The 21,252-nt window shown below is 73.0% G+C and carries 22 protein-coding genes and 1 tRNA gene; 7 read left to right on the top strand and 16 right to left on the bottom strand.

Annotated features, from left to right (window positions below; genetic code table 11):
* Positions 1-34: 34 nt before the first annotated feature.
* The 6 genes from KME66_RS18605 to KME66_RS18580 form a co-directional block, all read right to left on the bottom strand.
* Entirely contained in the window at positions 35-1,732 is a 1,698-nt protein-coding gene (locus KME66_RS18605) for an FAD-dependent oxidoreductase (protein WP_216323896.1), read from the bottom strand.
* A gap of 9 nt (positions 1,733-1,741) precedes the next feature.
* A complete protein-coding gene (locus KME66_RS18600) occupies positions 1,742-2,656 on the bottom strand; it encodes a diiron oxygenase (RefSeq protein WP_073225998.1) in 915 nt (304 codons plus the stop codon).
* A gap of 224 nt (positions 2,657-2,880) precedes the next feature.
* Positions 2,881-3,672, bottom strand: a complete 792-nt coding sequence (locus tag KME66_RS18595) for an ABC transporter permease (protein ID WP_216323893.1) — start codon at positions 3,670-3,672, stop codon at positions 2,881-2,883.
* The gene (locus KME66_RS18590; RefSeq protein ID WP_073226005.1) at positions 3,669-4,670 is read right to left on the bottom strand and encodes an ATP-binding cassette domain-containing protein; all 1,002 of its coding nucleotides are present in this window, start codon (positions 4,668-4,670) and stop codon (positions 3,669-3,671) included. Before KME66_RS18590 ends, KME66_RS18595 begins: the two co-directional genes overlap by 4 nt.
* A gap of 93 nt (positions 4,671-4,763) precedes the next feature.
* Positions 4,764-5,654 (bottom strand): DUF4097 family beta strand repeat-containing protein, encoded by an 891-nt coding sequence (locus KME66_RS18585; protein ID WP_216323890.1) that lies wholly within the window; start codon positions 5,652-5,654, stop codon positions 4,764-4,766.
* 167 nt (positions 5,655-5,821) lie between these two features.
* Entirely contained in the window at positions 5,822-6,346 is a 525-nt protein-coding gene (locus tag KME66_RS18580; RefSeq protein ID WP_216323887.1) for a toxin-antitoxin system HicB family antitoxin, read from the bottom strand.
* Between the two features lie 426 nt (positions 6,347-6,772).
* On the opposite strand from KME66_RS18580, the gene KME66_RS18575 reads away from it, so the two are divergent.
* From KME66_RS18575 to KME66_RS18565, 3 genes are read left to right on the top strand one after another with little or no spacing between them, the layout of a single operon-like run.
* The gene (locus KME66_RS18575) at positions 6,773-8,338 is read left to right on the top strand and encodes a PP2C family protein-serine/threonine phosphatase (protein WP_073226015.1); all 1,566 of its coding nucleotides are present in this window, start codon (positions 6,773-6,775) and stop codon (positions 8,336-8,338) included.
* Positions 8,335-9,420, top strand: a complete 1,086-nt coding sequence (locus tag KME66_RS18570) for a B12-binding domain-containing protein (RefSeq protein WP_073226018.1) — start codon at positions 8,335-8,337, stop codon at positions 9,418-9,420. Before KME66_RS18575 ends, KME66_RS18570 begins: the two co-directional genes overlap by 4 nt.
* A complete protein-coding gene (locus tag KME66_RS18565; protein ID WP_073226021.1) occupies positions 9,417-9,836 on the top strand; it encodes an STAS domain-containing protein in 420 nt (139 codons plus the stop codon). Before KME66_RS18570 ends, KME66_RS18565 begins: the two co-directional genes overlap by 4 nt.
* Positions 9,837-9,861: 25 nt before the next feature.
* On the opposite strand, the gene KME66_RS33995 is transcribed toward KME66_RS18565, so the two are convergent.
* The 3 genes from KME66_RS33995 to KME66_RS18550 all read right to left on the bottom strand — a co-directional run bounded on the left by KME66_RS33995 (position 9,862) and on the right by KME66_RS18550 (position 11,304).
* Positions 9,862-10,257 carry an STAS domain-containing protein gene (locus KME66_RS33995; RefSeq protein WP_253208398.1) on the bottom strand — a complete coding sequence of 132 codons (396 nt, stop codon included), beginning with the start codon at positions 10,255-10,257 and terminating at the stop codon, positions 9,862-9,864.
* A gap of 87 nt (positions 10,258-10,344) precedes the next feature.
* The gene (locus tag KME66_RS18555; protein ID WP_216323884.1) at positions 10,345-10,800 is read right to left on the bottom strand and encodes an ATP-binding protein; all 456 of its coding nucleotides are present in this window, start codon (positions 10,798-10,800) and stop codon (positions 10,345-10,347) included.
* 168 nt (positions 10,801-10,968) lie between these two features.
* Positions 10,969-11,304, bottom strand: coding sequence for an STAS domain-containing protein (locus tag KME66_RS18550; RefSeq protein ID WP_073226025.1), 336 nt, complete (start codon positions 11,302-11,304; stop codon positions 10,969-10,971).
* A 132-nt stretch (positions 11,305-11,436) separates the two neighbouring features.
* Between KME66_RS18550 and KME66_RS18545 the strand changes: the two genes are divergently transcribed.
* Positions 11,437-11,757, top strand: a complete 321-nt coding sequence (locus tag KME66_RS18545; RefSeq protein ID WP_216323881.1) for a hypothetical protein — start codon at positions 11,437-11,439, stop codon at positions 11,755-11,757.
* 123 nt (positions 11,758-11,880) lie between these two features.
* Here KME66_RS18545 and KME66_RS18540 read toward each other — a convergent pair.
* Positions 11,881-11,954 (bottom strand) — tRNA-Thr (locus tag KME66_RS18540).
* 176 nt (positions 11,955-12,130) lie between these two features.
* Here KME66_RS18540 and KME66_RS18535 point away from each other — a divergent pair.
* The 3 genes from KME66_RS18535 to KME66_RS18525 all read left to right on the top strand — a co-directional run bounded on the left by KME66_RS18535 (position 12,131) and on the right by KME66_RS18525 (position 14,708).
* Entirely contained in the window at positions 12,131-13,267 is a 1,137-nt protein-coding gene (locus KME66_RS18535; RefSeq protein WP_073226028.1) for an ABC transporter ATP-binding protein, read from the top strand.
* Positions 13,268-13,500: 233 nt separating this feature from the next.
* Complete coding sequence (locus tag KME66_RS18530) at positions 13,501-13,914, top strand: hypothetical protein (protein ID WP_073226031.1); 414 nt, start codon at positions 13,501-13,503, stop codon at positions 13,912-13,914.
* Between the two features lie 77 nt (positions 13,915-13,991).
* Positions 13,992-14,708, top strand: coding sequence for a nucleotidyltransferase family protein (locus tag KME66_RS18525; protein ID WP_216323878.1), 717 nt, complete (start codon positions 13,992-13,994; stop codon positions 14,706-14,708).
* Positions 14,709-14,793: 85 nt separating this feature from the next.
* Here KME66_RS18525 and KME66_RS18520 read toward each other — a convergent pair whose 3' ends face one another.
* The 6 genes from KME66_RS18520 to ispD form a co-directional block, all read right to left on the bottom strand.
* Positions 14,794-16,428, bottom strand: a complete 1,635-nt coding sequence (locus KME66_RS18520; RefSeq protein ID WP_253208397.1) for a DoxX family membrane protein — start codon at positions 16,426-16,428, stop codon at positions 14,794-14,796.
* Positions 16,429-16,602: 174 nt separating this feature from the next.
* Positions 16,603-17,559 (bottom strand): 23S rRNA (guanosine(2251)-2'-O)-methyltransferase RlmB, encoded by a 957-nt coding sequence (gene rlmB / locus KME66_RS18515; protein ID WP_073226041.1) that lies wholly within the window; start codon positions 17,557-17,559, stop codon positions 16,603-16,605.
* Positions 17,560-17,679: 120 nt separating this feature from the next.
* On the bottom strand, positions 17,680-19,080 hold the full coding sequence (gene cysS / locus KME66_RS18510) for a cysteine--tRNA ligase (protein ID WP_216323875.1): 1,401 nt from the start codon (positions 19,078-19,080) through the stop codon (positions 17,680-17,682).
* A gap of 207 nt (positions 19,081-19,287) precedes the next feature.
* Complete coding sequence (locus KME66_RS18505; protein WP_073226048.1) at positions 19,288-19,692, bottom strand: PPOX class F420-dependent oxidoreductase; 405 nt, start codon at positions 19,690-19,692, stop codon at positions 19,288-19,290.
* 199 nt (positions 19,693-19,891) lie between these two features.
* Complete coding sequence (ispF, locus tag KME66_RS18500) at positions 19,892-20,407, bottom strand: 2-C-methyl-D-erythritol 2,4-cyclodiphosphate synthase (RefSeq protein WP_216323871.1); 516 nt, start codon at positions 20,405-20,407, stop codon at positions 19,892-19,894.
* Complete coding sequence (ispD, locus tag KME66_RS18495; RefSeq protein WP_073226057.1) at positions 20,397-21,164, bottom strand: 2-C-methyl-D-erythritol 4-phosphate cytidylyltransferase; 768 nt, start codon at positions 21,162-21,164, stop codon at positions 20,397-20,399. The genes ispF and ispD overlap by 11 nt, the downstream gene beginning before the upstream one ends.
* Positions 21,165-21,252: the final 88 nt, after the last annotated feature.

The following is a 21,252-nucleotide window of genomic DNA, read 5'->3' as shown; positions in this document are numbered from 1 at the left end:
CCGGACTTCGTACGCCAGCGGCCCGGACGTACGGTCACCGGGTCAGCCGCGGCAACCGCCCCGACCGCGCCGTGGCCACCAGTTCCTCGACGGTGGCGAGCTTCACCCGGGGCCGACCGTCGCGCCGCCCCCGGTCCCGTTCGGCGCGGTCGATCGCGGCCAGCCCGCGGGCGTCCACGACCCGGCGGTTGCGCTGCCGGGCCAGCCGCGCGAACGCCCTGGCGTCGCCCGTCGGCGCGGGCAGCGCCCCGGCGACCGCGTCGGCCAGGAGCGTGCCGACCGTCTCGGCGGCGCAGGTGCGGTTGGCGCCGATCCCGCCGGACGGCCCGCGCTTGATCCAGCCGACCACATAGCTGCCGGGCACCCCGGCCACCCGGCCGCCCTCGTGCGGGACGGTGCCCGACGCCTCGTCGAACGGCAGCCCGGGGACCGGGAGTCCGCGGTATCCGATGGCCCGCAGCAACAGCCCGGCAGCCAGGTCGACCGTGCCGGCGTCCCCGCCACCGGCCCCGGACCCGCCGCCGTCGCCTCCGCCGTCCGTGACGCGTACGGAGTCCACACCGCCGCCCGCCGCCAGGATCTCCACGACCTCGGAGTGGAAGCGGAGCACGATGCGGCGCCCGCCGTCCGCGGGGGACGCGGCGTCCGTCCGGACCCGGGCGAGCCCCTTGAGCGCTCCGGCCCGGTCGCCCGCTCCGGCCGCGTCGATCGCCGCCGCCGTCCGCGGATCGTGGTCGTCCACCACCAGCTCCACACCCGGCACATGCTTGAGCGCGAGGAGTTCGGAGCGGGTGTACGCGGCGTCCTCGGGCCCCCGCCGCCCCAGCACCACCACTTCCCGGACCCGGCTCGCCCGCAGCGCTTCCAGGGCGTGGGCGGCGATGTCGGTGGCCGCGAGGGCCTCCGGGTCGGCGACCAGGATCCGGGCGACGTCGAGGGCGACATTGCCGTTGCCGACCACGACGACCCGCTCGGCGGAGAGGTCGACGCCCTGCGCGACCGCCTCCGGGTGGGCGTTGTACCAGGCGACGAAGGCCGTGGCCGACAGGCAGCCGGGCGTCTCCTCCCCCGGCACCCCGAGCCGCCGGTCGGTGGAGGCGCCGACCGCGTAGACCACCGCGTCGTGGTGGGCCGACAGTTCCTCGGCCGTGACGTCCCGGCCCACCTCGATGCCCAGATGCATCCGGACCCGGGGGTGGGAGTGGAAGCGGGAGAAGGTGTCGCCGACCTTCTTCGTGGCGGGGTGGTCGGGGGCCACCCCGTACCGCACCAGCCCGCCCGCCACCGGCAGCCGGTCGAGCAGGGTCACCTCGGCGGCGGTGTGCAGCAGCAGGTCCTGCGCCGCGTACATCCCGGCGGGGCCGGTGCCGACGACGGCCACCCGCAGCGGCCCGAAGTCGGAGGGCAGGCTCCGCTCGAAGACCGGCTCGCCCCAGACATGGAAGTTCGGCCCCTCGACCTCCGCCGCGGGCGGTTCGGTGCCCCGGTAGTAGGCGGCGTTGATGTCGGCGTACTCCCGTTGCCCGGCGGACAGCGCGTCCACCGGGAAGATCGCGTCCACCGGGCAGGCGTCCGCGCAGGCTCCGCAGTCGATGCACGCCCGGGGGTCGATGTGCAGCATCTCCGTGGAGCCGAAGGCGCGTTCCTCCGGTGTCGGGTGGATGCAGTTGACCGGGCACACGGCCACACAGGTGGCGTCGTTGCAGCAGGTCTGGGTGATGGCGTAGGTCATGGCCCCGGCTCAGATCAGGTTCGCGCGCTTGTAGAACGCGAGGGCGGGCCTGGTGAGCAGACGGGCGGAGGCCAGGAAGTCCATCAGACCCGAACAGCTGGACCGCATCATCGACTTGTGGTGCTCGTTGGCCCTGGCGGCGGCCAGCGCGCGCCGCTTGTCGAGTCCGGCCCTCCGGTAGACCTCCGGGTTCACCATGCTGGTCACGATGAAGTACGAGGCGACGGCGACGACGAACGCGTTGATCTGCCGCCGCGCCCACCCCGCGCCCTCCAGCCGCTTGAGGGTCTCGTCCCGGGCGAACTTCATGTGCCGGGACTCCTCCACGACGTGGATGTTGTTGATGGTGCGGACGAACGGCACGACCCGCTCGTCGCGCATCCAGTCCCGCTGCATCACGTCGAGGACCTCCTCCGCGACCAGGATCGCCGCGTACGCCGCCTCGCCGAACGCCAGCGTCTTGAACGCCCGCCCCAGCTCCATCACCGCACGGCGCGGCCGGTAGTGAGGAGCGCCCAGCTTCTGCGCGCCGCGCGCGAACATGATCGAGTGGCGGCACTCCTCGGCTATCTCGGTGAGCGCCCACTGGAACTCCGCGCCCGCCGGGTTCTTCATGTAGATGTCCCGCAGCACCATCTGCTGGAGGATCATCTCGAACCAGATCCCGGTGCTGGCGACCGACGCCGCCTCCTGCCGGGTCAGCTCCTTGCGCTGCGCCTCGGTCAACTCGCCCCAGTAGGCGGTCCCGTAGAGGCTGCTCCACTCCGGGCTCGCGCCGTGGAACCCCTTGTCCAGCGGCGTCTCCCAGTCCACCTCGGTGGCGGGGTCGTACGCCAGCTGGGCGGCCGAACCGAGCAGCCGCCGCGCGACGTCGTCACCCTCGGGACTCTGCTGGACCTTCGACGGAACGGTGCTGCCGGCCATGCTGCGGCTCCTTGGGTCGAGTGCGGTGATCCTTGATCGTGTGAGACGCGGACGACGACGTCCCTGCCGTACGGGGCGGCCGTGCCGGACCTGACACCGGCCGGGCGCCCACCCGCTTGTTAGACGCAAGGTATAACAAGGATCCCGGGCCGCCTACCCCTCGGTAGAAATCGGCCCGGGACCTCACCACATCTCCCCACTCCGCCCAGGGCCTTGCGCGCCGGCTACCGGGGATCCCGGGCGAACTTCGCCGTCGCCCAGAAGTAGCCGAGGACCACGAGCCCGAGGCTCCAGCCGACGGCCAGCCAGCCGTTGTGGCCGACTCCGGTGCCGAGCAGCAGACCGCGCAGGGTCTCGATCACCGGGGTGAAGGGCTGGTACTCGGCGACCGGCCGGAACCAGCCCGGCATCGTCTCCACCGGGATGAAGGCGCTGGACAGCATCGGCAGCAGCACCATCGGCAGGGCGTTGTTGCTGGCCGCCTCCGCGTTCGGGCTGACGAGGCCCATGCCGACGGCGATCCAGGTGAGGGCGGCGGAGAAGAGCACGAGCAGCCCGAACGCGGCCAGCCACTCCAGGGCCGTGGCGTCCACGGACCGGAAGCCGATGGCCACTCCGACCGCGCCGACCACGACCACGCTCAGCACGCTCTGCAGCACGCTGCCGACGACATGCCCGACGAGCACCGAACCGCGGTGGATGGCCATCGTGCGGAAGCGGGCGATGATGCCCTCGGTCATGTCGTTGGAGACGGACACCGCGGTCCCGACCACCGTGGAGCCGATGGTCAGCAGCAGGACCCCCGGCACGATGTAGGCGATGTACGCCGAGCGGTCGGCCCCCGCGCCGCCGATGCCCGCGCTCATCACGTCGCCGAAGATGTACACGAAAAGCAGCAGGAGCATGACAGGTGTGAGCAGCAGGTTGAGGGTGAGGGAGGGGTAGCGCCGGGCGTGCAGGAGGTTGCGGCGCAGCATGGTGGTGGTGTCGCGGGCGGCGAGGGCGAGCGAGCTCATCGGGCGTTCTCCTCGGTCTGGTCGTTCCGAGCGGGGGCGGCGGATGCGGTGAGGGCGAAGAACACGTCGTCGAGGTCGGGCGTGTGCACGGTCAGCTCGTCGGCCTCGACACCGGCCGAGTCCAGCCAGTCGAGGAGGGAGCGCAGTTCGCGCTGACTGCCGTCGCTGGGGATCCGCAGCGCCAGCGCTTCGTCGTCGCGGACGGCCTCGCGCAGGGCGGAGGCGGCGGACCGGTAGGCGCCCGGGTCGGTGAAGCGGAGCTTGACGTGCCCGCCCGGGACGATCCGCTTGAGCTCCTCGGCGCTGCCCTCGGCGGCGATCTTCCCGCCGTTGAGGACGGCGATACGGTCGGCCAGCTCGTCGGCCTCCTCCAGGTACTGGGTGGTGAGGAAGACGGTCACCCCGTCGGCGACCAGCTCGCGGACGACGCCCCACATGGTGTGGCGGGAGCGGGGGTCCAGGCCGGTGGTCGGCTCGTCGAGGAAGATGATCCGCGGGGAGCCGACCAGCGTCATGGCGATGTCGAGCCGGCGCTTCATGCCGCCCGAGTAGCCGGCGGCGGGCTTCTTCGCCGCCTCCACCAGGTCGAAACGCTCCAGCAGTTCGGCGGCCACCCGCCGCCCCTCACGCCGGGAGAGGTGGTGCAGGTCGGCCATGAGCAGCATGTTCTCCTCGCCGGTGATCAGCCCGTCGACGGCCGAGAACTGGCCCGTGACACCGATCGCGGCACGTACGGCCTGCGGATCGGCGGCCGGATCGTGGCCGCCGACGCGCAGCTCACCGGCGTCGGCGGTGATGAGGGTGGAGAGGATCTTCACGGCGGTGGTCTTGCCCGCGCCGTTCGGGCCGAGCAGGGAGAACACGGTGCCCTGCGGCACCGACAGGTCGATGCCGTCGAGGACGACCTTGTCGCCGTAGGACTTGCGCAGTCCGGTGGCGCTGATCGCCTGCGTCGCGGCCTGGGCGGCACGCGGCGCATCGGCCCGGGTGACAGTCATGCTGGTTCCCTTTCGCAGGCGGTGAGTCGAGCGGAGCGGGGCGGGGCGGGCTGGGGTGGGACGGAGTGCCGGCCCGAAGGCCCCGGGACGGGGTCAGGCGCGCCGGACGACGATGTCGCCGGTCCCGGTCCGGGCGTGCACCTCGACGGTCTCGTCGGAGTCCTCGGGGCCGGCGGCGGCGCCGAGCGAGTTGCGCACGGTGCCGAACTTGGGGTCCAGGTCGAGCCAGGCCGCGGTGCCCGCGTGGATGCCCACTTCGAGGTCGCCGACCGACGTCCGCAGAGCGATCCGCCCGCGGATCACGTCGCCGACCCGGATGCGGCCGTTGGAGGAGGCCGCCTCGACCCCGGCGTGGGCGACGCCGATCTCGATCCGGCCGTTGGCGGACTTGGCGACGACGTCGCCGCGCACGACGCCCACGGAGACGTCGCCGTTGGCCGCGTTGACCTTCAGCGCCCCGTCGACCTCGGCGATCTCGGTGGTGCCGTTGCCGTTCTTGACGACCGCCGCACCGGCGACCGAGCCGATCTCGACCCGGCCCGAGCCGACGGCCTCGGCGTTCCCGGTGGAACGCGCCAGCCGGATGTCGCCGTGGTCGGTGGTGAGCTCGGCGCGGGCCGCCTCCTCCACCTGGAGGTCACCGAGCGAGGTCTTCAGCCGCACCTCGCCGAGGGGGCCTTCGCAGAAGAAGCCGCCCAGGGCGGAGGTGCCCCGCACATCGGACCCGGCGGGCAGTTCGATGCTCACCACGACGGAGCCCGGCTTGCCGAACAGGGTCCGCTTCTTGGGGGTCCTGACGGTGAGGCGACCGCCCGAGCAGGAGACCTGGGTCTCCCGTACGGCGCGTACGTCGCCCTGGTCGGCTCCGTTGCCCGGCAGCACCTCGACGACCGTGTCGGTGCGCTTGCCGGCGGTGATACGGGCGGTGCCGGCGTCCAGCTCGACGACGGCGGAGATCGGCTCAGGGGTATCGAAAGAAGGCATGGCTGTCCCGTCCTCTTGGCTCGGTGGGTTGTCGACCGGCCGGTGACACGCGGCCGGCGTCCGGTGCAGATGGATCGGTTGCGCGCCGTCAGTGGCCGGCGACGGCCGATCGGTTACGTCGGCGGATCGGCGATCCGCCGGTGAAGTGAAGCGTGATCCGGCGGCCGCTAACGGACCCAGCCGGTGAAGCCGCGGCCGCCCGGCTCCTTGCCCCGGCCCGGTCCGCTCGCGTTCCCCCCTCCGTCGAGGGCGACGGCCACGGCCCGTACGAGCCAGGCGTTGACCGACAGGCCCTCGGCCGCCGCCGCACCCTCGGCCCGGCCCTTGAGGTGCGCGGGGAGGCGGAGGTTGATCCGGACCATGGCACCGTCGTCGGCCTCCGCGGCGGGCGGCGCGGCCACGACGGGCGCCGCGGTCGGCTCCCACGCCTCCCGCACCGGCTCGGGCGCCGGCGGCGGCGTCACCACGAACTCGGGGTCGGTCCCGCGCAGCCGCACGTCGACCGAGCCGGGAGCCAGCTCCCGGGTGACGTCTCCCATGGCCGCGGAGAGCACGTTGAGCAGGGTCAGCCGGGCGGCGGACTCCAGGGGAACGCTGAGCCGCTCGGCGAGGGCACGGGCTTCGTCACCGCTGGCATCCGCGGCGGCGGCGAGTTCCCGCCGGAGGTTGTCGACGTAGGGGGTGAGATCCATGACGCCATCATGGCACACCCTTGGCACCATGTCGAGCCAAACTGATGCCACCTTGAGAAGAACGCCACGACCTGGGAAAACGCACCTACCACCGACACGCGGTGGCACCACCGGGGCCGCCGACTGAGCCAAAGATGGCATCACCTCGGAGCCAGATGACTCCGCGTGGGCACAACGGACGCACCCCGGGCGCCCCTCGGAGCGAGAAGCCGACACCCGCCCACCCACCCCACCGACCAGGAAGGTTTGCCAACGGAGTCCAGGAGGGTGGATGGTTGCCGGACGGCAACGTTTCCGACCGAATGAGGTGAGGAGTTCGCCCAGCGGGCTCTCCCCGATGTGACGTCAATTCCGCAGGTTCCCAGCGCACGCACGGCCGGGCCCCCCGAAGCCTCGGCGTGGAATACGGCTCCGTATCCCGCGCTGGTGGTGGACCGCCGGGGCACGGTCAGCCTCTTCAACGACGCCGCCCGGGTCCTGATACCTCGGCTGCGCCGGGGCCGCCCCCTGTCCGAGACCGGGATCGACTGGCTGAACGAGGGACACCGCCGGCGCACCGCAGGACCGTCCGTCGACGAGACACCCCCGAGCGGCACCATCGGTGACCGCGACTTCGAGGCGCACCCGAGCGACCACACCGACGGCGCGGTCGTCTGGTGGCTGGTCGACGACACCGACCACCGCCTGGCCCGCCGGGCGCTGCGGACGGAGCAGCAGCGCAGCGCGTTCCTGGGCGAGGCGTCCAACGCGCTGCTGTCGTCGCTGAACCTCGACCGGTGCATGGACGTCACCGCGCAGCTGGCGGCACAGCACCTCGCCGACGCGGCCCTCGTCATCACACCGCGTACCGGCAAGAGGTACCCGGTGGTGACCTGCCTGCGCGACGGTCAGCCCCACGCCGGGATACGTCTGGAGGACCCGGACGAGGTACCCGGGCTCGCCGAGGCGCTCCAGGGCTTCCCCCCGGTGCCGTCCCGCTGGATCGACCCCGCCTCCGCACCCGCCTGGCTGGAGCCCGAGGGATTCGGCCCGGTCGGCTCGATCGTCGTCACCCCCCTGCCCGGCCACGGCGTGCCCGCCGGGGCGCTCGTCCTGCTGCGCCGGGACGCCTCGGGCGCCTTCAGCCGCGACGAGGAGGTCTTCGCCCGTATCTTCGCCGCCCGCGCCGGTGCCGCGATGTCGGCCGCCCGTCTCTACGCGGAGCAGTCCTCACTGGCCCACACCCTGATGCAGGACCTGATGCCGCCGGTACTGCGCCGGGTGGCCGGAGTGGAGTTCGCCGGCGGCTACCGGCCGTCGAAGAACAACGAGCGCGTCGGCGGGGACTTCTACGACGTGCACCCGGCCGCCGGCGAGGCGGAGGCCTCCCTCGCGGTGCTGGGCGACGTCTGCGGCAAGGGGCTGGAAGCCGCCGTGCTGACCGGGAAGATCCGCAACACGCTGCACGCCCTGCTGCCCCTGGCCGACGACCACCAGCGGATGCTCGACCTGCTGAACGGGGCGCTGCTCAGCTCGCACCACACCCGCTTCGCCTCGCTCGTCCTGGTCTCCACACTCCGCGAGGCCGGATCCGTACAGCTGGCGGTGACCAGCGCCGGGCACCCCGCACCGCTCGTCGTGCGCACCGACGGCACCGTGGAACCGGTCGCCTCCCAGGGAACGGTGGTCGGCGTCCTGCCGAACGCCACCGCGACCACCGTCCGCACGGCTCTCGCGCCGGGCGAGTTCTGCCTGCTCTACACGGACGGCATCACCGAGGCCAGGGGCGGACCGCTCGGCGACGAGATGTTCGGCGAGGCCCGGCTGACCGAGGCCCTCACCCACTGCGCGGGCATGCCCGCGGAGGCCGTCGTCGAACACGTACAGATGCTCGCCGCCCAGTGGACCGGCGACCGCGCGCACGACGACATGGCCGTCATGGCCATCGCGGCGCCCCGCTCGCACCACCTCAGTGCGGTGGACGGCCACACCCGGGGCAGGTTCACCGCATGACGACCACGCTCCCGGCCACCCCCGCCCACTGGATCGAACAGCTGTGGCAGTCCGTCACGGAAGGCGACGAGTCTGCCGCCACCGACCTCGTCCTGCGCGCCCTGGACGCGGGCTGGGAGCCGGAGAGCATCCTGCTCGACCTGATCGCCCCGGTCCAGGGCAGGGTCGGCGAGGAGTGGGCCGCCAACCGCTTCACCGTGGCCCAGGAACACGCGGCCACGGCGATCAACGACCGCGCCATCGCCGCCCTGTCGCACCGCACCCGCACCGAGCCCGGGGAGCAGCCCAGACGCCTGGCCGTGGCCTGCGTGGACGGCGAGTGGCACGCTCTGCCCGCCCGCCTGGTGGCGGAGGTGTTCCGGCTGCGCGGCTGGCACGTGGACTACCTCGGCGCCCAGGTGCCCACCCACCACCTCATCTCCCACATCCACCGCACCGGCCCGGAGGCGGTGGCCCTCTCCGGCTCCATCGCGACCCACCTGCCGACCGCGCACGCCGCCGTCACCGCCGTGCAGGCCACCGGAACCCCCGTCCTGGTCGGCGGAGCCGCCTTCGGGGACCGCGGACAGTACGCCTCCCTGCTCGGCGCGGACCTGTGGGCCCCCGACGCCCGGACGGCGGCCGCCCGCCTGCACCAGAGCCCGCTCCCCCGGCCCTCGGCGCCACACCAGCCCGTCGACGACCTGCCCCACCTGTCGGACCAGGAGTACACCCTGGTCTCCCGCACCCGCCCGGCACTCGTGCGCACGGTCATGGCAGGCCTGGCGGAACGGTTTCCTCCGATGCGCGACTACGACCGCGCCCAACGCGACCGCACCGGCGAGGACATCGCCCACATCGTGGAGTTCCTGGCCACGGCCCTCTACCTCGACCGGGCCGACCTGTTCACCGGATTCCTGACCTGGACGGCACGCATCCTGGAGGCGCGCGGCGTCCCCACCCACTCGCTCCTCCCGGCGCTGGCGCTCCTGCGCGCCGAGCTCAAGGACTTCCCCCGCACCACCCACATGATCGACCGGGCGACGGACCACCTGACCGGTGCGGGCGCCGTCCACGTCACCGACACCAGGAACCCCGCATGATGCCGCCCTACGGGTCCGCCCCGTCCCCCTTCACCCTGACGCCCGTCCCCACCCGGAGCACCGGGACCGTCCGGGTGCGCGCGGAGGGGTACCTGGACTACGACACCTGCGACGACTTCCTGGTCCTCGCCACCCGCTGCCTCGACCAGATCCCCGCCCCGGACTCGCTGCACCTGGACTGCTCCGGGGTCGACGGGCTCGACTCCATGGGCCTGGCCGCCCTCCTGATGCTCCACCGCCGCTGCACGGCCGCCCGCGTCACCCTGCGCCTGGGCCCCCTGCACCCCACGGTCGACCGGATCCTGCGCCTCACCGGCACCCTGGCACACCTCGCCCCCGGCACCGCGGCGGGCGGCACGACCATCGAACCCGGCGGCCACGGACGGCCTTCGCCCCAGCTCGACGGCGACGCCTGACCCCCGTCCGCTGCCCGGCACCCCGCTACACCGGGATGCGCACGAAGAACGCGGTCGTGCCGGTCACCGCGAACAGCCGCTCCACCACCGGCTGCAGAGCCCCGGCCAGGACCAGACGGGCGTCCCTGGCCCGGTGGACCCGCTGGGCGTCCAGCAGCAGGTGGAGCAGGGAGGAGTCGGCGAACTCCAGACCGGACAGGTCGAGCCGGGTCTCCGACGTGGCCGCCAGACAGGTGTGGTCCAACGCCTTCTCCAGCGGCCAGGTGCACCGCCACTCCATGCCGCCCACGGCCGTGACCGACGCCCGGCCACCGGACAGCGCCAGCGAGACCGCCAGCTCACCACCGTCCGGAGAGACGGCCCGCCGGTACCACACGGCCCCCGGGCCGCCCTGCTCGTCGGCCGCTGTGCTGCTGCTCATCGATCTTCCTCGGTATCGGGGTGACGGGCGTGTACCCCCCGGCTGAACGATCACGCACGCGCTCCGACACCGCCGCCCGCCCGCGCCTCACTCCAGACGCAGGGAAACCACGATCGTCTTGCCCGGCTCATCCTGATTCGTCCGGGGCCTGATCCGCGCGTCGGCGGACAACCGCCGCACCAGCGACCAGCCGAAGCCCCCCGGGACCAGGGGATCGTGGGCGGCACTCTCCGGCAGCACGTCACTGTGATCGGCCACCTCCAGCCACAGGTGCCCGTCCTCGACGCCCGCGGCGAACTCCCGCAGCCCGCCCCCGTGCCGGTCGGCGTTGGAGATCAGTTCCGAGACGACCAGCAGCGCGTCGTTGAGACACCTCTCACCGGCCGCACCGGCCAGCAGCCGGCTCACCTCCGCGCGCGCCCCGCGGGCCTTCAGCGGGCCGGTGATCCGTACGCGATCCCCCTCCGGCCCCGGGCTCCGTACGCCAGCGGCCTCGGGATCAGAGTCCGGAAGGCGGGAGCCCTCGTCCGTCAGCTCGGACATCGGCCACCTCACCCTTTCCGTACAGAATCGTGCTCACCCGGTCAACGGGGTCCGGCCCTCCCCGGTACCCGCTCCGCGCCTCAAAATACCTATCGCGCCGCCCGGACCCCGCCCCCGCGGCGACGGCCTGGGCGCGATCCCGTCCCAACGCCGCACGGCGTCACCGCTTCACGGGGCGTCCCCGGCACCGGTGATGGTGAAGGCCGGCCAGGTGCCCGTCTCCCGCAGCAGACGCTCCACGGTGGGGGCGAGCGGCCCCCGGACCTCCAGCCGCCCTCCGGCAGCGGTCTGCGCCCGCTGCACGGACAGCAGGAAGTGCAGCAGGACCGAATCGCCGAAGACGAGGCGCGACACGTCGACGACCAGGGTCGGCGGCGCGTCCGCCACGAGCTGCGCGAGCGCCTGCTCCAGCACCTCGGCATCGTCCTGGTCGCACTCGCCCGCGATGGTCAGGGTGGTGCACCCGGGGGCGACTCGGGTGTCGAGCTCCAACGGCGAAACCATGCCCGCATTCTGTCAGCCCCCGAACGGCCCCCGCCCACCCCCACCGGCAGGACGCCACGGAGCGCCGCCGCCCCCGCAGCCGCCGCTCCGCCGACACTGAAAGCCCGCTCACCCCGGCCCCGGGAGCCCGGAATGACCGAACCGAACGCCTACGCCGCCCTCGTCGGCCACACCCACCTGTTCCCGGGCGCGCGCTGCCGCATCCAGGGCCTGCCCGACGCGAGGGCCTTCGCGTCGGCCCCCGAGCCGGCCGACATCCACCTGTGGCTGTCCGACGGAACCGCCACCCCGGCCGAGTTCCGCACCGAGCCCACGGCCGGCCCGGCCCTCGCGGTCGCCGCACACACCACCGCGGCCGGCACCCCCATCGCCGACCGCACCTGGGCCGTCAAGGGCATCGCGCCGAAAGGGGACGAGGTGGAACTGACCATCGGCGCCCCGATCCGCGGCTGAGCATCGCGCCACGCACCCGGCAGAGCCCGCCCCCACCCCTCTGCCGCAGACACCGCCGCGCCGCCCCCGCAGACCGACGACAGAAGCCCGGACCGGAGAAGATCCGGCCCGGGCTTCGCGCTGAGCCCCCTGTCGGATTCGAACCGACGACCTACGCATTACAAGTGCGTTGCTCTGGCCAGCTGAGCTAAGGAGGCGTGCCGGAGCAGTCTAACCAACCCCGGGCCTTCGAAGTCCGCGATTTCCCTGTGCTCCGGACTACTGACAGATCGGGAAAGGCCAGGTAGCGTCACCGCAGGTTCCCTCAGTGGACCAGACCACTCCCTACTCGGATCGTCCGGCACGTTCCTGCCGGTTGAGGAGAAGATCCATCATGGCCAGTGTCACGTTCGACAAGGCGTCCCGCGTCTACCCCGGCTCCACGAAGCCGGCCGTGGACCAGCTCGAGATCGACATCGCGGACGGTGAGTTCCTCGTCCTCGTCGGTCCCTCCGGTTGCGGCAAGTCGACCTCCCTGCGCATGCTCGCGGGTCTCGAGGACGTCAACGGCGGCGCGATCCGCATCGGTGACCGCGATGTCACGCACCTGCCGCCCAAGGACCGGGACATCGCCATGGTGTTCCAGAACTACGCGCTCTACCCGCACATGACCGTCGCGGACAACATGGGCTTCGCGCTCAAGATCGCCGGTGTGAACAAGACCGAGATCCGGGCGAAGGTCGAAGAGGCCGCCAAGATGCTGGACCTCACCGAGTACCTGGACCGCAAGCCGAAGGCGCTCTCCGGTGGTCAGCGTCAGCGTGTGGCGATGGGCCGGGCCATCGTGCGGGAGCCGCAGGTCTTCCTCATGGACGAGCCGCTGTCGAACCTCGACGCCAAGCTCCGCGTCTCCACCCGTACGCAGATCGCCTCGCTGCAGCGCCGCCTCGGCATCACCACGGTGTACGTCACCCACGACCAGGTCGAGGCCCTCACCATGGGCGACCGGGTCGCGGTGCTGAAGGACGGGCTGCTCCAGCAGGTCGACTCGCCGCGCAACATGTACGACCGCCCGGCGAACCTCTTCGTCGCCGGCTTCATCGGCTCGCCCGCGATGAACCTCGTCGAGGTCCCGATCACCGACGGCGGCGTGAAGTTCGGCAACAGCGTCGTGCCGGTGTCGCGCGAGGCGCTCTCCGCCGCCGCGGACCGCGGTGACACCACCGTCACGGTCGGCATCCGGCCCGAGCACTTCGACATCGTCGAGCACGGTGGCGCCGCCGCGAAGTCGCTGGCCAAGGACTCCTCCGAGCAGCCGGCCGGGATCGCCGTCTCCGTCAACGTCGTCGAGGAGCTCGGCGCCGACGGGTTCGTCTACGGCTCCACGCAGGTCGGCGGCGAGCACAAGGACCTGGTCGTCCGCGTCGGCGGCCGCGCCGTCCCGGAGAAGGGCACCGAGCTGCACGTCGTCCCGCGCCCGGACGAGCTGCACGTCTTCGCGACCTCCACCGGCGAGCGGCTCACCGCCTGACCCGCCCCCTGCCGTACGCACGGCCCCGCGTCCGCCGGTACCGCCCGGCGGCGCGGGGCCGTTTGCGTGGTCCCGGCGGGTTGGGGTTTCGGCGGCGCACAGAGTCAAATACCCCGGCACACTGGGCATTTCGCCCCCGAGCGTCAACCGCGCATTCGAAAGGACGCGTCGAACCATCCCCCGCGAGAGTGACGAATTGTCGCCAAGTCATCACCGGCCGCTACGCTCGCTGCGTGACCCACACCGCTCGCCGCATCGGCCGATCCCTCGCTCTCGTCCTGCCCGTCGTCATGGTTCTGTCCGGGACCCTCGCGGTCACCAGCGTTCCGTGGGCGGCGGCGGACAAGGACTCCCAGCTGCTGGCCGCCTCCTCGGAGACCGTGTCCAAGCCCGCGAAGCCGTACGCCCCGCAGGACGTCCTGCGGGAGAAGCTCCTCGTGGAGCTCCAGGAGAAGGACCCGGGCACCGCCCTCACCTCCCTCCAGCGCGCCGTCGAGCGGCGCCCGTCGCTCGCGCGTCACTGCATGTCGATCGCGAAGGCGCTCGGCAAGGCCGCCGTCGAGCAGTACGGGCCGACCCGCGCGCACCGCTTCTCGCGCCCGGTCTGCGACACCTCGTTCGCCTCGGGTGTCGCCCAGTTCAGCTGATCTCCGGAGACTGAGCCCGGGAGGCGGTCGCGTCGAGCGCCGCCTCCCTTCGGCGTGCACCGCCTATCGTGCGTGCCATGCATACGTATCCGACGCAGGCCGTGATCCTCGCCGGTGGCCAGGGGTCGCGGCTGCGGCCGTACACCGATGACCGCCCCAAGCCGATGGTCGAGATCCCCGGGACCGGGACTCCGATCATCGGCCATCAGCTGTCCTGGCTGGCCGCCGAGGGGGTCACCGACGCCGTGGTCTCCTGCGGGCACCTGGCCGAGGTGCTCCAGGAGTGGCTGGAGGAGGCTGTGCTGCCGCTCCGGGTCACCACCGTCGTGGAGACCGAGCCGCTGGGGCGCGGCGGCGGGCTGCGGTACGCGGCCGAGCGGCTGCCCGACGCCGATCAGCCGTGGTACGCCACGAACGGTGACATCTGGACCCGTTTCTCCCTGCGGGAGATGGCAGCCTTCCACGCGGAGCGCGACGCCACCGCGACGCTGGCCCTCGCCCGGCCGCGCATCCCGTGGGGTGCGGTGGAGACGGACGCGTTCGGCCACATCACCGACTTCATCGAGTCGCCGCCGTCCCCGTATCTGATCAACGCCGGGGTGTACGTGTTCTCGCCCGCGTTCACGGGGTTGCTGCCGGACCGCGGCGACCATGAGCGGACCACGTTCCCGCGGCTCGCCCGCGAGCGCCGGCTCGCCGGGTATCCGCTGCCGAACGGCGCGTACTGGCGGGCCATCGACACCGCGAAGGATCTCACCGAGGCGGCCCGCGAGCTGGGGTCCCACGGCGCCTGACGCCACCCGTCACGCGCGCACGAAGGGCGCCGTCCACCCGGCGGGAGAACCGGGTGGACGGCGCCCTTCGTGTGGCGGGCGGGGGTCAGCCGAGGAGGCCGCCGATCGGGTTCCGGCCGCCGCCGCCCGAGGTGGATCCCTCGCCTCCGGAGGAGGTGGAGCCGCCGGTGGGGGCCGGTTCGCCGCCGCCGCCCGCGGAGGCGTCGCCGCTGGTGGAGCCGGAGGAGGTGGGTCCGGCGCTGGTGGCGGCCGGGGGCTGCTGCGGGGTGGTCTGCTGCGGGGGCGCCTGGCCGGTGCCCTGGGTCTGGCTGGGCTGGGTGCCCTGGCCGGTGCTCTGGCCGCCGGAGTCGCGGGTGGCGCCGGGGCTGGCCTGCCCCGTGGCGGGGGTGTCGGCCGCGCCGGAGGGGGTGGGTTCGGGCTGTCGCTGCTGCTCCGGGGTGCGGGAGGCCTGGCGTTCGCCGGTGGACTCCTGGGGCAGCGGCATGCCGGGGAGGCGGTTGGTGGGGTTGTCGTTGCGGCCGGGGACGGTGACGACCTCGGTGGAGCGGACCGCGCCGCCGAGGATGGAGCCGATGAGGAGGGTGAGGCCGACGACGACGGTCGCGACGACGGTGCCCCGGCGCAGCACCCGGCGGCGCAGGTCCCAGATCTCGGAGCGGGGGCCGAGCTTGCGCCAGGCCTCCCCGGCGAGACGCCCGTCGACGGAGTAGACGGGGGCGCCGGCGATGATCAGCGGGCTCCAGGCGGCCAGCAGGATGATGTCGGGGGCGTCGTACACCGGGACCGTGCGCCAGCTGACCGTCACCAGGAGCGCGGCGGAGAGCAGGGCGCCGATCGAGGCGGCGACCCGCTGCCAGAGGCCGAGGACGGTGAGGACCCCGACGACGACCTGGAGGAAGGCGACGGTCAGCCCGGCGCCGACCGGGTGGGAGAGCGCGAAGTCGCGCAGGGGGTCGGCCACCGCCCACGGGTGCAGGGAGGTCAGCCACTTCATCATGGAGCCGCGCTCGCCGCCGTCGAAGTAGACGGGGTCGCACAGCTTGCCCATGCCGGCGTAGATGGAGATGAAGCCGAGCAGGACCCGCATGGGGAGCAGGACGACGCCCAGGTTCATCCGGTGGCCGGGGTAGTAGGCGTGCCGGACGGGGTCGCCCGAACCGCGCCGGGCGCGGGAGTCGGCTTCGGCGGAGTCCGGCGCGTCGGCGGCGTCGTAGTCGTCGCCGGGGCCGTCGGGCCCGTCGAGCGGGTCGTCGTACGCGCCGACGGCCTGCCGCATGGGCGGTAGCAGGGGGCCGGTGCGTCCCGGCCGGGGGGCGGTCAGCACGGGGTTGGGCTGCGTCTCCTCCAGGAGCGGGATGACCTGGGTCGCGCCCGCTTCCTGGCCGTGCCCGCCGCCGGGGGCCGCGCCGAGTCCGGCGTCGAGGTGTCCGGCGGTGGAGTTGCGCACGGCCTGGAGGAGGCCCGTCGCGCCGGGGTCGCCGGGAGCGGACTTGCCGCTCCAGACCACGGGTGCCCGCTTGCGGCCTCCGCCGGCGCCGCTCATGGCGGGGATGCGGGCCGTTTCCGCGGGGGCACCGCGCAGCCGTGCGCGCTGGCCCGGGGCGAGCTGCACCCGGAAGCTGGCGTGGTTGACGATGACCTGCGCGGGGTCGCTGTCCACCTTGGTCATGCTCAGGGCGGGTTGCTCGTCGAACCGAGGCGTTCTGGTGTCCACACTCATCTAACCGAGTGACGTGTGGTTAGGACACTGCCTTGACCGCACCGGATGTGTCCGAGACCCGTCAAGATCCGGCCAAACTCGGGCATCCTGGATGGATGTTCGGCGTTCGCCCGTCGACGCGCCCGGCCGCCGGGGCCGGAGCGGCCCGGCGGCCGGGCGCGTCGACGGCAGCCGCTAGGACCGGCGGCGCGCCACCTCGTACAGGACGATGCCCGCGGCGACACCGGCGTTGAGGGATTCGGCACCGCCCGGCATCGAGATCCGCACCCGGTAGTCGCAGGTCTCGCCGACGAGCCGGCCGAGGCCCTTGCCCTCGCTGCCGATGACGATGACGACCGGGCCGTCCAGCTCCTCCAGGTCCTCCACCGTGTGCTCGCCGTCGGCGGCCAGGCCGACGACCGTGAGGCCCGCCTTCTGGTAGCCCTCCAGGGCGCGGGTGAGGTTGGTGACCCGGGAGACGGGGGTGCGGGCAGCCGTGCCGGCGGAGGACTTCCAGGCTCCGGCGGTCATGCCGGCCGCGCGGCGCTCGGGGACGACGACGCCGTGGCCGCCGAACGCGGAGACGGAACGGACGATGGCGCCGAGGTTGCGCGGGTCGGTCACGCCGTCGAGGGCGACGATCAGCGGGTCCTCGTGGTTGTCGTCGGCGATGGCCAGCAGGTCGTCCGGGTGCGCGTACTCGTACGGCGGGACCTGGAGGACGAGGCCCTGGTGGTTCAGGCCGTTCGTCATCCGGTCCAGCTCGGGGCGCGGGGCCTCCATCAGGTTGATGGTGCCGCGGTCACCGGCGAGCTTGAGCACGTCGCGGACGCGCTCGTCGTTGTCGATGTACTGCTGGACGTACAGCGTCACGGCGGGGACGCCGTCGCGCAGGGCCTCGTAGACCGGGTTGCGGCCGACGACCATCTCCGAGGTGCCCTTGGCGCCGCCGCGCCGGGGCGCGGGGCGGCGGTGGGCGGCCTGCTTGGCCTGGGCGTTGGCGACGCGGTTCTTCTTGTGCCCCTTGCGGGCGGACGCGGGCGGGGTCGGGCCCTTGCCCTCCAGGCCACGGCGTCGCTTGCCACCGCTGCCGACCTGCGCGCCCTTCTTGTTGGACGTGCGGCGGTTCCTGCGCTGGCTGTTGCCGGCCATGACCTCGACCTACCTGTTCCTGTCATTCTGCGGTCCGCATGCGGATGTGGACCGTGTACGTCTCATCAGTGTGCCGCCCGGATCGCCGGGCGGCACCATTGCCCTGCTCGGAGGGTGCGCTCAGCCCGGTCCCAGCGTCCACCGGGGACCGGTGGGGCTGTCCTCGATGACGAGGCCGGACTGACCCAGCTGGTCGCGGATGGCGTCGGCGGCGGCCCAGTCCTTGCGGGCGCGGGCCGACTGCCGCTGGTCGAGGACGAGGCGCACGAGGGTGTCGACGACGCCGTGCAGGTCCTCGCCCCGGTCGCCCCCGCCCGCCCACTGCGGGTCCAGCGGGTCCAGGCCGAGGACGCCGAGCATGGCCCGGACCTCGGCGAGGCGGGCCGCGACGGCTTCCTTGTCGTCGGCGGCCAGTGCGCTGTTGCCCTGGCGGACGGTGGTGTGGATGATCGCCAGCGCCTGCGGGACGCCCAGGTCCTCGTCCATCGCCTCGGCGAAGGCGGGCGGCACCTCGGCGGCGGGGTCGACGGTCTCCCCCGCCATCTCGCCGGCGCGCTGGATGAAGCCCTCGATCCGGGCGAACGCGGACTCCGCCTCGCGCAGGGCCTCCTCGCTGTACTCGATCATCGACCGGTAGTGCGGGGTGCCGAGGTAGTAGCGCAGGACGATGGGGCGCCAGTGCTTGACCATCTCGCTGACGAGGACGGAGTTGCCCAGCGACTTGGACATCTTCTCGCCGGCCAGGGTGACCCAGCCGTTGTGCACCCAGTAGTTGGCGAACGCGTCGCCGTACGCCTTGGCCTGGGCGATCTCGTTCTCGTGGTGCGGGAAGATCAGGTCGATGCCGCCGCCGTGGATGTCGAACGCGGAGCCCAGGTACTTGTGGGCCATCGCGGAGCACTCCAGGTGCCAGCCGGGCCGGCCGCGGCCCCACGGGGTCTCCCAGCTGGGCTCGCCCGGCTTCACGGCCTTCCACATGGCGAAGTCGCGCGGGTCGCGCTTGCCGGTCTCGCCCTCGCCGGAGGGCTGGCGCAGATCGTCCAGCTCCTGGTTGGAGAGCTCCAGGTAGCCGGGGAGGGAGCGCACGTCGAAGTAGACGTTGCCGTCGGCCTCGTAGGCGTGGCCGCGCTCGATCAGGCCGCGCATCATCTCGATCATCTCGGGGATGTGGCCGGTGGCGCGGGGCTCGTAGGTGGGCGGCAGGCAGCCGAGCACCTCGTAGCCGTCGTTGAACGCGCGCTCGTTCTCGTAGCCGATCGACCACCACGGGCGGCCCTGTTCGGCGGACTTCGCGATGATCTTGTCGTCGATGTCGGTGACGTTCCGGATGAACGTGACGTCGTAGCCGCGGTAGGTGAACCAGCGGCGCATGATGTCGAAGTTCAGGCCCGAGCGGATGTGGCCGATGTGCGGTGCCGCCTGGACGGTGGCGCCGCACAGGTAGATCGAGACACAGCCCGCGGTGAGCGGGACGAAATCACGGATCTGCCGGGCGCTGGTGTCGTGCAGGCGAATAGTCACGCCTCAAGGGTAGTAGGCCGACACCAGTGCCCCGCGACCCTTGGGGATCGCGGGGACAACTTTCTGGTACCGGGATGGTTCCGGACAGCCCGAAGAGCGTTTTCCGGCCACCCGGGAGGCCCCGGGGCCCGTCCCGGGAAGTCCCGGGAGGCCCAGGGCAGTTCCCGGGGAGCCCCCAGGAGCGCCGGGGCTCCCCCTCGTACGGCCTCAGATGCTGCCGACGACCTTGCGCGGCGAGATCCGGACGACCACGCGGGGGTCGTCGGCGCCGGAGTTCGGGTTGAACTCCGCGTACGGCTTGCCGGTGTACTTCACCGAGAGCTCGTCGATCAGCTCCTGCCCGCCCTCCGTCGTCAGCGTCGCCTCGCCGCGGATCTCGGCGTAGCTGTACGGGGCGTCGAAGGGCTGGACGACCACGGTGACGCGCGGGTCGCGGCGGAGGTTCTTCTCCTTGCGGCGGCCGACGGTGGTGGAGATGAGGACGTCGTCGCCGTCGCGCTTGACCCAGACCGGGGAGACCTGGGGGCTGCCGTCGGGCTGGATGGTGGCGATGTTGACGAACACGGGGGTGTCGAGCAGGTTCTTGAGGTCGGCGGAGAGTGCGGCGGTCATACGTACGTCCTCCTGTGCGCTGCGGTCCGTCGGGACCGGTCCGGTGTTCCGATGCTGCTCCTACCCGGCAACCGCGCCCGGTCCCGCTTCCATCCCGCCGCGTCCGGCCGTAAGGGTGAACGACGCGGCGGGCGCCCCGGCCCGCGGGGCCCGGGGGACGCCCCCGGGGCTTGTCCGGCCCCGATCCGCCGGACGGGCCCTACCGGCGGGTGCGGTAGACCAGGGCGGTCGCGATGCCGGCGATGCCCTCGCCGCGGCCGGTGAAGCCGAGTCCGTCGGACGTGGCGGCGGACAGCGAGACCGGGGCGCCCACGGCGGCCGACAGCACCTTCTGCGCCTCCTCGCGCCGCTTGCCGATCTTCGGGCGGAGACCGACGACCTGGACGGCGACGTTCCCGATCTCGAAGCCCTCGGCACGGACGATGCGGGCGGCCTCGGTGAGCAGCGTGATGCCCGCGGCCCCGGACCACTCGGGGCGCCCCGTGCCGAAGTGCTGCCCGAGGTCGCCCAGGCCGGCGGCGGAGAAGAGCGCGTTGCAGGCGGCGTGCGCGACGACGTCGGCGTCCGAGTGGCCGGCCAGGCCGGGGCCCTCGCCCTCCCACTTCAGGCCCGCGCACCACAGCTCGCGGCCCTCCTCGAAGGCGTGGATGTCAGTGCCGATGCCGACCAGCGGGATGACCGGGGCGGGCACCGCTCGGGAGACGTCAGAATCCATCGTTGGCCCTCCTGCGGGCGAGTACCGCTTCGGCCAGCACCAGATCGAGCGGCCGGGTCACCTTGAACGCCTCCTCGTGGCCGGGGACGACGACCACGGGCCGCCCGAGGCGTTCCACCATGCCCGCGTCGTCCGTGGCGCCCTCGCCGTCGACCGCGACCTCGCCGTGGGCGCGCTCCAGCGTGTCCCGGTCGAAGCCCTGCGGTGTCTGCACCGCGCGCAGCCTGGCCCGGACGGGGGTGGCGAGCACCGGCTCCGGCTCCCCGGGGGTGGCGGCGGGCTCGACCTCCTTGACGGTGTCCGCGAGCGGCAGCGCGGGGACGACGGCGGGCGCCCCGTCCCGTACGGCGGCGGCGACGGCGTCGACCGTGTCGACCGGCACCAGCGGGCGGGCGGCGTCGTGGACCAGGACCACGGCGACGTCCTCGGGCAGCGCTTCGAGACCCAGGCGGACGGACTCCTGGCGGGTCTCCCCGCCCGGCACCACCAGGTAGTCGGTGCGCTCGGGCAGCGCGTGCTCGTCGAGGAGGTGCTTCACCTCGGGCGCGCCGTCCGGCGGGGCGACGACCACGACGAGCGAGACGGCGCGGGACGCGGCCATGGCGCGGACGGCGTGAATCAGCATGGGCGTCCCGCCGAGCGCCCGGAGGGCCTTGGGCGCGCCCGGACCGAGCCGCACGCCCCGCCCGGCCGCGGGGATCACCGCGGCGGTACGGGGAGGGCGCGGCCGGCCGGCCGGGGGTGGCGTCGATGGCATCGGTTGCACTCCGAAGGTCCGAGGGATCCGAGGGTTCGGGGGCCGGACGGAAGGTCCGAAGGTCCGGCAGGTTTGTTTCCACGACCGA

Origin of the sequence: Streptomyces sp. YPW6, assembly GCF_018866325.1 — a bacterium.
GTDB lineage: Bacteria > Actinomycetota > Actinomycetes > Streptomycetales > Streptomycetaceae > Streptomyces.
Note: the sequence above shows the minus strand (reverse complement) of the source record. Positions and strands in the feature narration are given on the sequence as shown.